The 14,331-nt window shown below is 70.8% G+C and carries 13 protein-coding genes; 6 read left to right on the top strand and 7 right to left on the bottom strand.

The genetic code is table 11. The annotated features are described in order from the left end of the window. Positions 1 to 158 precede the first annotated feature (158 nt). The 3 genes from QSG27_RS22600 (at position 159) to QSG27_RS22590 (ending at position 2,086) form a co-directional block, all read left to right on the top strand. Complete coding sequence (locus tag QSG27_RS22600) at positions 159 to 665, top strand: copper chaperone PCu(A)C (protein WP_306710106.1); 507 nt, start codon at positions 159 to 161, stop codon at positions 663 to 665. Between the two features lie 158 nt (positions 666 to 823). After that, complete coding sequence (locus tag QSG27_RS22595) at positions 824 to 1,729, top strand: DMT family transporter (protein ID WP_306710104.1); 906 nt, start codon at positions 824 to 826, stop codon at positions 1,727 to 1,729. A gap of 159 nt (positions 1,730 to 1,888) precedes the next feature. Further along, the gene (locus QSG27_RS22590; RefSeq protein WP_306710103.1) at positions 1,889 to 2,086 is read left to right on the top strand and encodes a hypothetical protein; all 198 of its coding nucleotides are present in this window, start codon (positions 1,889 to 1,891) and stop codon (positions 2,084 to 2,086) included. Positions 2,087 to 2,149: 63 nt separating this feature from the next. Here the strand turns inward: QSG27_RS22590 and amaB are convergent, their stop codons facing one another. Beyond that, a complete protein-coding gene (amaB, locus tag QSG27_RS22585) occupies positions 2,150 to 3,652 on the bottom strand; it encodes an L-piperidine-6-carboxylate dehydrogenase (protein WP_306710102.1) in 1,503 nt (500 codons plus the stop codon). A 22-nt stretch (positions 3,653 to 3,674) separates the two neighbouring features. Beyond that, positions 3,675 to 5,333 (bottom strand): thiamine pyrophosphate-binding protein, encoded by a 1,659-nt coding sequence (locus tag QSG27_RS22580; protein WP_306710100.1) that lies wholly within the window; start codon positions 5,331 to 5,333, stop codon positions 3,675 to 3,677. A 109-nt stretch (positions 5,334 to 5,442) separates the two neighbouring features. Here QSG27_RS22580 and gcvA point away from each other — a divergent pair, with 109 nt between their 5' ends. Then, the gene (gene gcvA / locus QSG27_RS22575) at positions 5,443 to 6,399 is read left to right on the top strand and encodes a transcriptional regulator GcvA (protein WP_306710097.1); all 957 of its coding nucleotides are present in this window, start codon (positions 5,443 to 5,445) and stop codon (positions 6,397 to 6,399) included. Here gcvA and QSG27_RS22570 read toward each other — a convergent pair. Next, positions 6,374 to 6,802: an Lrp/AsnC family transcriptional regulator gene (locus QSG27_RS22570; RefSeq protein WP_306710095.1), complete on the bottom strand. Its 429-nt coding sequence runs from the start codon at positions 6,800 to 6,802 to the stop codon at positions 6,374 to 6,376. The genes gcvA and QSG27_RS22570 overlap by 26 nt on opposite strands. A 129-nt stretch (positions 6,803 to 6,931) precedes the next feature. Here QSG27_RS22570 and QSG27_RS22565 point away from each other — a divergent pair, with 129 nt between their 5' ends. Next, positions 6,932 to 8,050: a saccharopine dehydrogenase family protein gene (locus QSG27_RS22565; protein WP_306710093.1), complete on the top strand. Its 1,119-nt coding sequence runs from the start codon at positions 6,932 to 6,934 to the stop codon at positions 8,048 to 8,050. Positions 8,051 to 8,077: 27 nt separating this feature from the next. On the opposite strand, the gene QSG27_RS22560 is transcribed toward QSG27_RS22565, so the two are convergent. The 4 genes from QSG27_RS22560 to QSG27_RS22545 all read right to left on the bottom strand — a co-directional run bounded on the left by QSG27_RS22560 (position 8,078) and on the right by QSG27_RS22545 (position 12,842). Beyond that, positions 8,078 to 9,292, bottom strand: coding sequence for a S41 family peptidase (locus QSG27_RS22560; RefSeq protein WP_306710091.1), 1,215 nt, complete (start codon positions 9,290 to 9,292; stop codon positions 8,078 to 8,080). A 95-nt stretch (positions 9,293 to 9,387) separates the two neighbouring features. Further along, positions 9,388 to 10,035 (bottom strand): DUF47 domain-containing protein, encoded by a 648-nt coding sequence (locus QSG27_RS22555; RefSeq protein WP_306710089.1) that lies wholly within the window; start codon positions 10,033 to 10,035, stop codon positions 9,388 to 9,390. Positions 10,036 to 10,175: 140 nt separating this feature from the next. Further along, positions 10,176 to 12,380: a xanthine dehydrogenase family protein molybdopterin-binding subunit gene (locus QSG27_RS22550; protein ID WP_306710087.1), complete on the bottom strand. Its 2,205-nt coding sequence runs from the start codon at positions 12,378 to 12,380 to the stop codon at positions 10,176 to 10,178. Positions 12,381 to 12,383: 3 nt separating this feature from the next. Beyond that, positions 12,384 to 12,842 (bottom strand): (2Fe-2S)-binding protein, encoded by a 459-nt coding sequence (locus QSG27_RS22545; protein ID WP_306710086.1) that lies wholly within the window; start codon positions 12,840 to 12,842, stop codon positions 12,384 to 12,386. Positions 12,843 to 13,120: 278 nt separating this feature from the next. Between QSG27_RS22545 and QSG27_RS22540 the strand changes: the two genes are divergently transcribed. After that, positions 13,121 to 14,014: a LysR family transcriptional regulator gene (locus QSG27_RS22540; protein WP_306710084.1), complete on the top strand. Its 894-nt coding sequence runs from the start codon at positions 13,121 to 13,123 to the stop codon at positions 14,012 to 14,014. Positions 14,015 to 14,331: the final 317 nt, after the last annotated feature.

Genomic DNA, 14,331 nt, shown 5'->3' with positions numbered 1-14,331 from the left:
CGCGCCTGTCCGGGGCGCTGCGCAGGCTCCCCCGCCGGACCCGCAAGCGCCGCCGCCCGCGCGGCTTCCGCCCCAACGCCCGTGCCCCGCCGATGACCGTTCCTGCCTTGTCCGACTGAACAACGAACCGAACAATCCCTTCGCAGGAATCCGTCATCATGAAAAAGCATGCCCTGGCGCTCGCCGTCCTGACCGCGCTGACCGCCGGCACCGCCCTGGCCCACGACTACAAGGCCGGGTCCGTCGCGGTCGACCATCCCTGGGCGCGCGCCACGGCGCCCTCGGCCCGGAACGGCTCGGCCTACATGGTGCTCAGCACCTCCGGCCAGGACGGCGACCGCCTGCTGTCGGCCAGCACGCCCGCCGCCGACAAGGCGGAGCTGCACACCCACCTGATGGACAACGGCGTCATGAAGATGCGTCAGGTCGACGCCATCGAGGTGGCGCCCGGCTCCGCGACGGCGCTCCAGCCCGGCGGGCTGCACGTCATGCTGTTCGGCCTGAAGCAGCCGCTGGCCCAGGGGAAGGCGTTCCCGCTGACCCTGACCTTCGAGAAGGCCGGCCCGGTGACCGTCCAGGTGGACGTGCAGGGCGCCGGCTCCGCCGCCCCGTCGCACGGCGGTGCGGGCGGCCCGCAGGCCGGCGGGATGCAGCACAAGCACTGACGCAGGCCGGCAGGCGCGCCGGCCCGTCCCGATGGGCCGGCGCGGCGGCAACCGGAGGTCTGTGCTGATTTGCCAGCATCGCATTTGACCGCCTGCCCGGCATGGGCCAGGGTGTGACGCGCCACAGGAAGGACCGCCCCGCCCATGATCCCCGCCCGATGACCGCCACTGAAAAGGCCCTGTCCTCAGCCTCGTCCGGGCGGGCCGGCATCGCCTGGATGCTGCTGACCACGCTGCTGTTCGTGACGCAGGACGCGACCCTGCGCGTGCTGGTGCAGACCTATCCCTTCCCGGAGGTCGCCTGGGCGCGCTTCGCGGTGCATCTGGCCATCGCCTTCGCGGTGGTGGCGGTGCGTTCGCCCAGCCACCTGATCGCCAAGCGTCCGGGAATCCAGATCCTCCGCTCCGCCCTGCTGGCGGTGCTGACCCTGCTGGTGGCGGTGTCCTACAAGACGCTGCCCTTCGTGGACGTGGCGGCCATCGCCAACGTGGCGCCGGTGCTGGTCACCGTCCTGTCCGTCCCGCTGCTGAAGGAGACGGTGGGCTGGCGGCGCGGGCTGGGGGTGCTGGGCTGCTTCATCGGGGCGATGATCATCATCGGCCCGGCCAGCATCGTCTTCCAATGGGCGATTCTGCTGCCGCTGGGCGCCGCGCTGTGCAACGCGCTGTACCAGATCGTCACCCGGCTGCTGCGCGGCGGCGATTCCACGCTGACGACCTTCTTCTACACCAGCATGGCCGGGACGGTGCTCTGCGGGCTGCTGCTGCCCTTCGGCTGGGTGACGCCGGACCTGACGGGGGCGGCGCTGATGGTGCTGCTGGGCGCATTGGGGGCGTGCAGTCATTTCTGTCTGATCCGCGCCTACACGGCGGCGGACGCGGCGACGGTGGCGCCCTTCGGCTACACGTCGCTGCTGTGGGCGGTGCTGTACGGCCTGCTGGTCTTCGGGGAGGCGCCCAGCGCCTTCACCCTGGCGGGCGGTCTGGTGATCGTCGCCAGCGGCGTCTACATCTTCCACCGCGAGCAGGTGCGGGCGCGCGAGGGGGCCGGGAAGGGAGCCTGAACGCTTCCCGTACGGTTCCTTATGCCGGAGGCACGTACACAGGATGTGCAGGTACCCGAAATAACACGGGCCGTACGCGCCGAACTGTAACATGCTCCGCGTACCGTACGCCTGCCGGTGAGGGCCGGCGTTTTCCTTCCCACAGCAACGAGAACAGCAATGAACGGACTGCCCAAGCAGACGTGGCGCTGCCGCGTTGCCGAACTGTTGAGCGATCCGGTGGTCCAGGCCGTGCTGCGCCGGGACCGTCTGACGCACGAGCAGGTCCTGGCACAGCTCACCCCCATTGCCGAGCACCTGCGCCGCAACACCTCCCCCGACCGACCCGCAAGGCGGCTTCGCAGCGAAGCCCTCTGACCCCATCGACGAGAAAAGGCCGCCCGGTGGAACGGGCGGCCTTCTTCTTGTGCGCCGGTTGGATCAGCCCGCGATCTCGAACTTGATGCCCTGGGCCAGCGGCAGGGACCGGGAGTAATTCACCGTGGCCGTCTGGCGGCGCATGTAGGCTTTCCAGGAATCGGACCCGGACTCGCGCCCGCCGCCCGTCTCCTTCTCGCCGCCGAAGGCGCCGCCGATCTCGGCGCCCGACGGGCCGATGTTGACGTTGGCGATGCCGCAATCGCTGCCCGACGCCGACAGGAAGGTCTCCGCCTCGCGGATGTCGGTGGTGAAGATGCAGGAGGACAGGCCCTGCGGCACCGCGTTCTGAAGCGCGATGGCCTCCTCCAGCGTCTCGTAGGTCAGGACGTAGAGGATCGGGGCGAAGGTCTCGTGCCGCACGATGTCGGTCTGGCCCGGCATCTCCACGATGGCCGGCTGCACGTACCAGGCGTCGGGGTAGCGGTCGGCCAGGGCGCGGGCGCCGCCGGTCACGACGCCGCCGTCCGCCTTGGCCTGCTCCAGCGCGCGCTGCATGCCGTCGAAGGCGCCCTTGTCGTTCAGCGGGCCGACCAGCACGCCGGATTCCAGCGGGTTGCCGATGGGAACCGAGGCGTAGGCGGCCTTCAGGCGCGGCAGCAGCGTGTCGCGCACGTCCTTGTGGACGATCAGGCGGCGCAGCGTGGTGCAGCGCTGGCCGCAGGTGCCCACCGCGGCGAAGACGATGGCGCGCACCGCCATGTCGAGGTCGGCCGACGGCGCCACGATCATCGCGTTGTTGCCGCCCAGCTCGAGGATCGGGCGGGCGAAGCGCTCCGCCACCTTGAGCGCGACCTCGCGGCCCATGCGGGTCGAGCCGGTGGCCGACACGATGGGGACCAGCGGGCTGGCGACCAGCGCCTCGCCCACGTCGCGCCCGCCGTTGACGACCTGGAGCAGGTCCGCCGGGGCGTCGCCGAAGCGGGCCGCGGCGCGCTCGAAGATGCGCTGGCAGGCGAGCGCGGTCAGCGGGGTCTTCTCCGACGGCTTCCAGATCACCGGGTCGCCGCAGACCAGCGCCAGGGCGGCGTTCCACGCCCAGACCGCGACCGGGAAGTTGAAGGCGGAGATCACCGCGCAGGGACCCATCGGGTGCCAGGTTTCGCGCATCGCGTGGCCCGGACGCTCCGACGCGATGGTCAGGCCGTAGAGCTGGCGGGACAGGCCGACCGCGAAGTCGCAGATGTCGATCATCTCCTGGACCTCGCCCAGCCCCTCCTGGAAGATCTTGCCCATCTCCAGCGTGACGAGACGGCCCAGATCGTCCTTGGCGGCGCGCAGCTCCTCGCCCAGCAGGCGGACCAGCTCGCCGCGGCGCGGGGCGGGGACGGTGCGCCACGCCTCGAAGGCGCGCTGGGCGCGGGCGGCCACCTCCGGGATCTCCGGCGCCGGGGTGACCGGCGCCACGCCCAGCAGCGCCCCGTCGATGGGCGAGCGGACGGTCAGGCCGGACCCGTCGGCGGGAAGTTCGAGGCCGAGGCGGGAAAGAAGATCGCGGTGCTGCATGGAGTAAAGTCCTCGGTGTGGATCAGCGCGGGCGCCCGGCGGCGCGGATGTCGGACAGGCTGCGGTTCGGGGTCAGGGCTTCGGGGTCGAGCTTGACGTGCAGGATGGCCGGCAGGCCGGAGGCGCGGGCGCGCTCGAAGGCGGGGGCGAAGTCCTCCGTCCGCTCCACCGTCTCGCCATGGCCGCCACAGGCGCGGGCCAGCGCGGCGAAGTCCGGATTCTTCAGGGCGGTGGCGGACACGCGGCCCGGATACTCCCGCTCCTGGTGCATCCGGATGGTGCCGTACATGCCGTTGTCCACCACGACCACGATGACGTTGGCCCCCTCCTGCACGGCGGTGCCGAACTCCAGCCCGGTCATCTGGAAGCAGCCGTCCCCGGCGAAGCAGACCACGTCCCGCTCCGGGTGCAGCAGTTTGGCCGCCACGGCGGCGGGCAGGCCGTAGCCCATGGAGCCGCAGACCGGCGCCGCCTGCGTGCCGTAGCGGCGGAAGCGCCAGAAGCGGTGAATCCAGGTGGCGTAGTTGCCGGCGCCGTTGGTCAGGATGGCGTCGTCGGGCAGGGTGTCGCGCAGCCAGGACATGACGGCGCCCATCTGGACGGCGCCGGGGATGGTGGCCGGCGGCTCGCTCCAGGCGGTGTAGGCGGCGTGGGCGGTCTCGGCGCGCCCGGCCCAGGCGGGGGAGGCCGGCGGCTCCAGCCCGGCCACGGCGTCGAGGAAGGCGCCCGGCGTGGCGTTGACGGCGAGATCGGGGTGATAGACGCGGCCCAGCTCCTCCGGCCCCGGATGGACGTGGATCAGCGTCTTGCCGGTCTCCGGGATGCCCAGGAGTTCGTAGCTCTGCGACGGCACCTCGGAGAAGCGCCCGCCGAGCAGCAGGATCAGGTCCGCCTCCTTCACCAGCGCGGTCAGCTTCGGGTTGATGCCCAGCCCGATGTCGCCCGCGTAGTTGGGATGCGTGTGGTCGAACAGCATCTGGCGGCGGAAGGTGACGGCCACCGGCAGCGCGAAGGTCTCCGCGAAGGCGCGGAGCGCGGCCACCGCCTCCTCCGACCAGCGGGAGCCGCCGGCGATGACCAGCGGGCGCTGCGCCCCGGCGAGCAGCCGCCCGAATTCGGCGACCTGGGCGGGGGTGGGGGCGCTGTCCACCGGCTGGGCAGGGCGGGCGGCGGTCACATCCGCCGTCTCCACCAGCATGTCTTCCGGCAGCACCAGGACGACCGGGCCGGGGCGTCCGGCCATGGCGGTGTGGAAGGCGCGGCTGATCATTTCCGGCACGCGGTCGGCGCTGTCGATCTCCGCCACCCACTTGGCCATGCCGCCGAACATGCGGGTGTAGTCCACCTCCTGGAAGGCGTCGCGCCCGCGCATGCCGCGTTCGATCTGGCCGATGAACAGGATCATCGGGGAAGAGTCCTGCTGCGCCACATGCACGCCCGGCGCGGCGTTGGTGGCGCCGGGGCCGCGGGTGACGAAACAGACGCCGGGCCGTCCGGTCAGCTTGCCCTCGGCCTCCGCCATCATGGCGGCCCCGCTCTCGTGGCGGGCGTTGACGGTGCGGATCGAGGAATCGTGCAGCGCATCCAGCACGGCGAGGTAGCTTTCGCCCGGCACGCAGAACACGCGCGCGACGCCTTGCGCCTCCAGCGCCTCGACGATCAACTGGCCTCCGGTCTTCATAGCGCGCTCGTTCCTCGGCTGGGCGTTCAAATCCCTCTCAATCTGGCGGGCGGCCCCGCCCCGCGCAACCGACTTTCTTTCCCCCGGTCATGAGCTATAGTCATGACCCATGGGTCTGCAACGCCGCCTTCTCCCCTCCATGAGCGCGCTCTCCGCCTTCGAGGCGGCGGCGCGCACCGGCAGCTTCACCGCCGCGGCGCAGGAGCTGGCGCTGACCCAGGGCGCGGTCAGCCGCCAGATCAAGACGCTGGAGGACCAGCTTCGCGTGCCGCTGTTCGTGCGCCGCGACCAGCGCGTGACCCTGACGCCCGCCGGCGAATCCTACGCGGCGGAGGTGCGGGAGGCGCTGCACCGGGTGGGGGCGGCCACGCTCAGGGTCATGACCGCGCCGCAAGGGGGCGTGCTGAAGCTGGCCGTGCTGCCGACCTTCGGCACGCGCTGGCTGGTGCCGCGCCTGCCCGCCTTCCAGAAGGCGCACCCGCAGGTGATCATCCATTTCATGACCAAGATGGAGCCCTTCGATTTCCGGTCGGAGGATCTGGACGCCGCCATCCATTTCGGCGCCGCCGACTGGCCGGGCGCCGTCTGCGAACGGTTGATGGAGGAGGTGGTGCTGCCGCTCTGCGCCCCGTCCTTCCTGGCGGCCCACCCGATCCGGGAGCCGGGGGATCTGGTGGCGCTGCCGCTGCTGCACACCACCAGCCGCCCGGAAGCCTGGAAGGACTGGTTCGCCGCTCAGGGCATCGAGCGGCACGAGGGCGCCGGCATGTTCTTCGAACAGTTCTCCACCACCGCCCAGGCGGCGATCACCGGGCTGGGGGTGGCGCTGCTGCCGACCCTTCTGGTGCAGGCGGAGTTGCAGGACGGCTCGCTCGTTCCGGCGCTGGATCGGCCCTACCGCAACCCGGACCGCGCCTATCACCTCGTCCATCCGCCCTCGCGGGCGCATCACCCGCCGCTGGTGGCGTTCCGGGAGTGGTTGCTGGGGGAGGGCGGGGTGGAGGGTGGCCGCGTCGGGCCCCTCTCCAACCACCCAACCCTCACCGCTCGAACTTCGTCGCCATGATGATGGAGGAGGTCGTCCGCTCGATCCCGTCGATGGCGCCGATGCGGTCGATCAGCGCGTCCATCTCCTCCATCGTCCCCGTCCGCACCACGGCGATCAGGTCGTGCGCGCCGCTGATGGCGTGGAGCGCCCGCACCTCCGGAATCCGCTTCAGCGCCTGGACCACCGCGGCGGTCAGCTTCGGCGACAGGTTGATGGAGACATGCGCCCGGATCATCCGGCGCGCCGTCTCGTCCGACAGCCGCACCGTGTAGCCGGCGATCACCCCCCGTTCCTCCAGCCGCTGGATGCGGCTCTGCACCGTGCTGCGCGACACGCGCAGGCGGCGGGCCAGCGCGGCGGTGGGTTCCCGCGCGTTGTCCTGAAGCGCGTCGAGAAGCCGCTGGTCGAGGTCGTCCGTCATATCGCCGGAATCTCCGTCATATCGCCGACGCAAATGGAGCGTTTCGGCACCATGCACACTGCACATCGACAGGCCGTCCGGTCAAGATTGCGTCATAACGACGCAAACCGGGAAACGGGGGACGGGACGATGCGCGACATTCTTCTGATGGGCGGCGGCAAGATCGGCGAGACCATCGGCGATTTCCTGAAGGCCACGGGCGATTACCGGGTGACGGTCGCCGACCGCTCGGCGGACGCGCTGGAGCGGCTGCCGGCCCACCCGCGGCTGGAGACGCGCGTGGTGGACGCCGCCGACCCCGCGGATCTCGCCGCGGCGATGCGGGGCAAGTTCGCGGTGCTCAGCGCGCTGCCCTACCACCTGACGGTCGGGGTGGCCGAGGCGGCGCGGGCCGCCGGCACCCACTACCTCGACCTGACGGAGGACGTGGCGAGCACGCGGCGCGTCAGGGAGCTGGCGGACGGCGCGCCGTGCGCCTTCATCCCGCAATGCGGGCTGGCGCCGGGCTTCATCTCCATCGTCGCCAACGACGTGGCCTCGCGCTTCGAGACGCTGGACACGGTGCGGATGCGCGTCGGCGCGCTGCCGAAATACCCGTCCAACGCCCTGAACTACAACCTGACCTGGAGCACCGAGGGCGTCATCAACGAGTATCTGGAACCCTGCGAGGCCATCGTGGAAGGCCGCCTCGTCTCCGTCCCGCCGCTGGAGGAGCGCGAGGAGTTCTCCCTCGACGGCGTGCTGTACGAGGCGTTCAACACCTCCGGCGGCCTGGGCACGCTGTGCGAGACGCTGGCGGGCAAGGTGCGGACGCTCAACTACCGCTCCGTCCGTTATCCGGGGCACCGCGACCTGATGAAGGCGCTGTTGCACGACCTGCGGCTGGGCAGCCGGCGGGAACTGCTGAAGGACATCCTGGAGCATTCGATCCCGGCGACCCTTCAGGACGTGGTGCTGATCTTCGTGACGGTGACCGGGACGAAGCGCGGGCGCCTGCTTCAGGAAACCTACGCCAACAAGATCTACGGGCGGGAGATCGGCGGCACCTTCTACAACGGCATCCAGATCACCACGGCGTCGGGCATCTGCGCCGTTCTGGACCTGCTGGCCGACGGCACGTTGCCGCAGCGGGGTTTCGTGACGCAGGAGGAGGTCCGCTACGCCGATTTCATCGCCAACCGCTTCGGGTGCAACTACGCGATGTCCGACGCGGCGCCGCAGCAGGGCGGCATGGGGCGCGCCGCGTAGGCGGGTTTCCGTCGCCGGGGCGGGGGGTCAGCGCGCGCGCAGAATGGACAGCGCGCGGGCGAAAACCTGATCGTCGGCCGCGTTGGGGATGCTGCCGGGGGGCGTGGCGGATTGGCCGCCGTCCCCGGCGGAGTCCGCGCCGGTGACGGCGATGGTCTCGTCGGGCTGGATGCCGGTCTGGTGGATCGACTGGCCGGACGGCGTGTAGTAGCGCGCCGTGGTCAGCTTCAGCGCGCCGCCGTCGAAGGGGATGACGCTTTGGATGATCCCCTTGCCGAAGGTCGTCGTGCCGATCACCGTGGCGCGCCGGTGGTCCTTCAGCGCCCCGGTCAGGATCTCCGCGGCGGAGGCGGAGCGCCCGTTGACCAGCACCACCAGCGGCAGGCCGCCGGTCTCGTCGCCGGGTGTGGCGGTGTAGGTCTTGTCCGCCCCGCGCCCGGGGCCGCGGGCGGTCAGGATCGTCCCCTTGTCCAGAAAGGCGTCGGCCACCAGAACGCTGGCCTGCACCAGCCCGCCGGGGTTGTCGCGCAGGTCGATGACGAAGCCGCCGATGCCCGGCCCGATCCGGTCGCGCAGCGAGCGGATGGCCGCGCTGACCCCCGTGTGGGTCTGGCGGTCGAAGCGGACGATGCGGATGTAGCCCACCGTCCCGACCGCGGCCAGCCGGACCGAGGGGATGCGCAGCTTGCCGCGGACCACGCTGACCTCGAAGGGGTCCGGCGTCCCGGCGCGCAGGACGGTCAGCGACACCGCCGCCCCCTCCGGCCCGCTCAGCATCTGCTTGACGGTCGCCAGCTCCGGCCCGCCGACCGGCTGCTGGTCCACCGCCAGGATCACGTCGCCGGAGCGCAGCCCGGCGGCCTCCGCGGGGGACTCGGGAACCGTCTCGGCGATGCGCACGCGGGTGCCGTGGGCCTCGTAGCGGATGCCGAGCCCGGCGAAGGCGCCGTCGTTCGCCGCCTGCAATTGCCGGTATTCGCCGTCGTCGAGATAGGCGGAGTAGCGGTCCCGCCCGGCCATGGCCTTGATGGCGATGTCCACCAGTTCCCGGTCGGTCAGCGGCTCGACATACTGGCCGCGGATGGTGCGCAGCGCCCGGACGAAGCGGTCGACCTCCTCCGACTCGGTGCTGTGGGCGTAGGCGACGGAGTCGCCCGCCTGCGCGCTCCGTCCGGCGGTCATGCCCGCCGGGATCGCGAGAAAGGCGAAAAGGGCGGCGGCGGTGGCGAGGCGCAGCTTCACGGCGGCAATCTCTCGGGATCGGAGCGGCGATGCCCGAAAGATTAGCCGTGAATTGGTTTATGCACCGTTAACCATAACCGGAGCGTGTTGCGCCGTCACGCCTGATCGAGGGTGATCCCTTCGATCAGGTCGCCCACGTCGTCGCAGCGGTCGGTGACGGCCTCCAGCAGTTCGTAGACCTCGCGGCGGCCCAGGAAGTCGATCATCTCCGGGCGTTCGGCGATCAGGGACTGCATGGCGTCGCGCAGGATCTCGTCGGCCTCGTCCTCCAGGTCGGAGATCTGGCCGCAGATGTGCAGGATGCGGTCGGCGTGGACGGTGATGCGGGTCAGCAGCGGCATGACCTCCGACAGCAGGGCGGCCTGCTTGCGGCCGATCGCCGCCATGCGCATCATCCGGTCGTCGAAGGTCTCGATGCCGTAGAGCGCGGCGAGGCGCGGCACCTCGTCCATCAGGTCGATGCAGTCGTCCAGCGCGTTGATCAGCGCCTGGATCTCCGACCGGTCGAAGGGCGTGATGAAGGTGCGGTGCAGCCCGCGCCCGGCGTCCTTGGCGACGCGGTCGGCGTCCTTCTCGATCCGCTTCAGGGCGGCGGTGCGCTCGGCGCGGTCGTCCGGTCCGGCCTGCATGACGGCTTCCAGGGCGGCGGCGGCATCGACGATGTGACGGGCCTGCTCGATGAATTGCTCAATGACCCGCTCTTCCTTCGGCATCATGGAGCGGATGGCGCGCAGCAGCAGCATGGAAACGGTTCTCTCGGTCGGTTCTGCCGTTTCCTCTTAACGCCGGGCGTCATGAATTTGCAGCAAAAACGTCATACGATCGGGGCAGGGCAGGCAGGCCGGAGACGAAACGCCCCGGCCTGCCGCGTTCCGTGTCCCTTTTACACCATGCCGGACCGGGTGAAGGGCAGGTGGTGCAGGCGCTTGCCGCTGGCCGCGAAGACCGCGTTGGCGACCGCCGGGGCGGCGGTCGGCACGCCGGGTTCGCCGACGCCGGTCGGGCGCTCCGCGGAGGGGATGACATGCACCTCCACCGGCGGCATCTCCGAATTGCGGAGCGGCTGGTAGCCGTCGAAGTTGCTCTGGTCCACCAGCCCGCCGGTCAGCGTGATCTCGTCGCGCAGGGCGTGGCCGATGGCCCAGCCGGTGCCGCCGGAGATCTGCGCCTCCACGACGTTGGGGTTCACCACCTGCCCGCAATCCACCGCACAGACCACGCGGTCGATGGTCACGCGGCCCTGCTCGTCCACCGAGACCTCCGCGACGTGGGCGACGAAGCTGCTGAAGCTCTCGTGCACGGCGACGCCGCGCCCCTTGCCCTTGGGCAGCGCCTGGCCCCAGCCGGCCTTCTCCGCCGCCAGTTTCAGCACGCCCTGGAGGCGCGGGTGGTCCTTCAGCATCTCCAGCCGGAAGGCCACCGGGTCCTTGCCCGCCGCCGCGGCCAGCTCGTCGATCATCACCTCCTTGGCGTAGGCGGTGTGGGTGTGGCCGACCGAGCGCCACCACAGGGTGGTGACCGGCGACGGCGGCGAGTGCAGATCGACGTGCAGGTTCGGCACGGCGTAGGCCATGTCCGAGGCGCCCTCGACCGAGGTGGCGTCCACGCCGTTCTTCACCATGAAGGCTTCGAACGGGGTGCCGCCCATGAAGCTCTGCCCGACGATGCGCTGCTGCCACGCCACCAGCCTGCCGCCGGCGTCCAGACCGGCCTTGACCCGGTGGAGGAACAGCGGGCGGTAGCGGCCGCCGCGGATGTCGTCCTCGCGTGTCCACACCAGATGGACCGGCGCCTTTCCGCCATACGCCTTGGCGATGGCCACGGCCTCCGCGATGTAGTCGGCGTCCGGGGTGGCGCGCCGCCCGAAGCTGCCGCCCGCCCAGACGGTGTTGATGACCACCTGCTCCGGCTTGCAGCCCAGCATGGCGGCGGCGACCTTCTGCTCCACCCCCTGGAACTGCGAGCCGGCCCAGATGGTGCAGCCGCCCTCCGGGTTCAGCTCGACCGTCGCGTTCAGCGGCTCCATCGGCGCGTGGGCGAGGTAGGGGAAGACGAACTCCGCCTCCACCACCTTGGCGGCGCCGGCCAGCGCCTTCGCCGCGTCGCCGGTGTCGGCGGCGACGTTGCCGGGCCGCTCGGCCAGCTTGCGGTAGTCGGCCAGCATCTCCTCGGTGCCGCGCATCTCCGCCCCGGCGTCGTCCCACTCCACCGTCAGGGCCTCGCGCCCCTTCATGGCGGCCCAGGTGTTTCGGGCGACGACCGCGACGCCCATCGGCACGGTCAGCACCTCCAGCACGCCGGGCACCCGCTTCGCCGCGGCGGCGTCCACCGCCTTCACCGTGCCGCCGAAGCGGGGGGAGCGGGCCAGCACCGCCGTCACCTGTCCGGGGCGGCGGATGTCCATGGCGAAGATGGCCGTGCCGTCGGTCTTCGACACATGGTCCAGCCGGTGCAGCGACGGGTTGCCGATCAGCGTGTAGGCTTTGGGGTCCTTCAGCGCGACGGTCTGCGGGACGGGCAGCTTCGCCGCGTCCTCCGCCAGCGCGCCGAAGCGGGCGCTGCGGTTGGAGGCGGCGTGGCGGACGAGTCCCCGCTCCACCGTGACGGACGAGGCCGGGACCGACCAGCGCGCCGCGGCGGTGGCGACCAGCATGGCGCGGGCGGCGGCGCCGGCCATGCGCAGCTCGTCCCAGCTGTTGGCGACCGCGGTGGAGCCGCCGGTGCCCTGGATGCCGAAGAAGTGGTTGGCGTAGAGCGCGCCGTCCGCCGGGGCGAAGGCGCCGCGCATCTGCGCCCAGTCGGCGTCAAGCTCCTCCGCCACGATGGTGGTCAGGCCGGTCATGATGCCCTGGCCCTTGTCCAGATGCTTGACCAGGACGGTCACCGTGTCGTCGGCGGCGATGCGGATGAAGGCTTGCGGGCGCGGGTCCGCCGGGCCGACGATCTTGGAAGCCGCGGCCTCGGTCGCAAAGCCGGTCCGGGGGAGCATGGCGCCGAGCACCAGCGCGCCGCCGGCCCCCTTCAGGAAGCCGCGGCGGGAGGGCGCGGCGACGTCCGCCGCCGCCTGCTTGATGAGCTGGTTCAGCATGGCTCAGGCCCCCATCGCCTTGGCGGCGTCCTTGATCGCCGCGCGGATGCGCGGGTAAGTGGCGCAGCGGCAGACGTTGCCGTCCATCGCCGCGTCGATGTCGTCGTCCGTGGGGTTGCGGTTGTCGGTCAGCAGCGCCACGGCGCTCATGATCTGGCCGGACTGGCAGTAACCGCACTGCACCACGTCCAGCGTCCGCCAAGCGGCCTGCACGGCCTCGGCGGCCTTGCCGGACACACCCTCGATGGTGGTGATCCTCGTGCCCGCCGCGGTTTCCGCCGGGGTCTGGCAGGCGCGCACCGGCGTGCCGTCCATATGGACGGTGCAGGCGCCGCACTGGGCGATGCCGCAGCCGAACTTCGTGCCGGTCAGGTTCAACTCGTCCCGCAGGACCCACAGAAGCGGCATGTCGCCGGGCACGTCCACGTCCCGGTCCTGTCCGTTGATGTTCAAACGAATCATCGGATGATCCCTGTCTCTCGACTCTGCCTGTCGGTTTTTTTGGATGCGCGCCTTCAGCCGGATTCCACGGCCTGAATCCCGCCTGGTATCAAGGCGCCACGCAGTGTCGTGCCGTTGGGCGGCGGTGCCAACACCCCAGTGTGGGAGTCGGTCTTGTGCCGATGCGCCCGCCCTACCCGTCCGTTCGGCCCGCAAGCGTGACCACGGGCATCCTAACCGCTTCGCCCGCAACCGATTAGCCGGTACAATTCACTTGGGCTTATGAGCACGGTGCATGAATGAACCGGAACGACCTGAGCGATCTGGCGGCCTTCGCCGTGGTGGCGGAGGAGGGAAGCTTCACCCGTGCGGCGGCCCGGCTGGGCATGTCCCAATCCGCGCTCAGCCACGCCATGAAGGCGCTGGAGGACCGGCTGGGGCTGCGCCTGCTGGCCCGCACGACCCGCAGCGTCTCCACGACGGAGGCCGGGCAGCGGCTGCTCCGCACGCTGCGGCCCGCCCTGGACGACATCGCCGCCGGGCTGGCCGCGGTGGGGGAACTGCGGGAGAAGCCCGCCGGCACCATCCGCATCACCACCGGAAAGCACGCCGCCGTCCGGCTGATGTGGCCCGCGCTGTCGCGATTCCTCGCCGACTTTCCGGAGGTGCAGGTGGAGCTGTCCATCGACAGCAGCCTGACCGACATCGTGGCCAGCCGGTTCGACGCCGGGGTCCGGCTGGGCGAGCAGGTGGAGAAGGACATGATCGCGGTGCGCATCGGCCCCGACATCCGGGCGGCCATCGTCGGCGCCCCCTCCTACTTCGCGCGCCGTCCGGTGCCCTGCGCCCCGCAGGATCTGGCGGGGCACGACTGCATCAACTACCGCTTCACGGCCTCCGGCGCCGTCTATGTGTGGGAGTTCGAGGAGAAGGGGCAGCCGATCAACGTGCGGGTCTCCGGATCGCTGGTGTCCAACGACATGGACGTGATCCTGGCCGCCGCGCTGGATGGCCGGGGGCTGGCCTACGTCTTCGAGGACGAGGTGGCGGAGCACATCGCCGCCGGGCGGCTGGTCCGGGTGCTGGACGACTGGTGCAAGCCCTTCCCCGGCTATTACCTCTACTACCCCAGCCGCCGTCAGATCCCGCCCGCCCTGGCCGCGCTGGTGGATGCCCTGCGTTACCGGCTGTAGCGGCTCGTGCAACCTGAGCCTGACGATTCCGCGCTTCGGGCAAATCCAAAAAAGGATTATTAACGTACTAAAGCGATAAGGTACTCGGATCAAGCGGCGGTCAAGCCGCGCGGACGGGTACGGACGGGAAGAACGCCGGATGATGCGTGTGTATGCCTGCATAACCCAGCAGCACGATCTGTGGCTTGTGCTGCTGCCCGCCGCGGTCTGCGGGTTCGGCGCCTGGGTGTCGCTGAATCTCGCCCGGCGTGCCGCGGCGACGACGGGGCGGGCGCGCTGGGGCTGGCTGGCCGGCGGGGCGACGGCGACCGGCGGGG

Origin of the sequence: Azospirillum isscasi, from assembly GCF_030849505.1 — a bacterium.
In the GTDB taxonomy this organism is placed as follows: Bacteria; Pseudomonadota; Alphaproteobacteria; order Azospirillales; family Azospirillaceae; genus Azospirillum; species Azospirillum isscasi.
The sequence above is the reverse complement of the archived record's forward strand: the minus strand, read 5'-3'. Positions and strand labels throughout refer to the sequence as shown.

Coding starts and splice junctions, on each gene's coding strand:
- QSG27_RS22550 (WP_306710087.1), bottom strand. CDS start 12,380: ATGCTGAACCAGCTCATCAAGCAGGCGGCGGCGGACGTCGCCGCGCCC.
- QSG27_RS22590 (WP_306710103.1), top strand. CDS start 1,889: ATGAACGGACTGCCCAAGCAGACGTGGCGCTGCCGCGTTGCCGAACTG.
- QSG27_RS22595 (WP_306710104.1), top strand. CDS start 824: ATGACCGCCACTGAAAAGGCCCTGTCCTCAGCCTCGTCCGGGCGGGCC.
- QSG27_RS22565 (WP_306710093.1), top strand. CDS start 6,932: ATGCGCGACATTCTTCTGATGGGCGGCGGCAAGATCGGCGAGACCATC.
- QSG27_RS22600 (WP_306710106.1), top strand. CDS start 159: ATGAAAAAGCATGCCCTGGCGCTCGCCGTCCTGACCGCGCTGACCGCC.
- QSG27_RS22580 (WP_306710100.1), bottom strand. CDS start 5,333: ATGAAGACCGGAGGCCAGTTGATCGTCGAGGCGCTGGAGGCGCAAGGC.
- amaB (WP_306710102.1), bottom strand. CDS start 3,652: ATGCAGCACCGCGATCTTCTTTCCCGCCTCGGCCTCGAACTTCCCGCC.
- QSG27_RS22555 (WP_306710089.1), bottom strand. CDS start 10,035: ATGCTGCTGCTGCGCGCCATCCGCTCCATGATGCCGAAGGAAGAGCGG.
- gcvA (WP_306710097.1), top strand. CDS start 5,443: ATGGGTCTGCAACGCCGCCTTCTCCCCTCCATGAGCGCGCTCTCCGCC.
- QSG27_RS22540 (WP_306710084.1), top strand. CDS start 13,121: ATGAACCGGAACGACCTGAGCGATCTGGCGGCCTTCGCCGTGGTGGCG.
- QSG27_RS22570 (WP_306710095.1), bottom strand. CDS start 6,802: ATGACGGACGACCTCGACCAGCGGCTTCTCGACGCGCTTCAGGACAAC.
- QSG27_RS22545 (WP_306710086.1), bottom strand. CDS start 12,842: ATGATTCGTTTGAACATCAACGGACAGGACCGGGACGTGGACGTGCCC.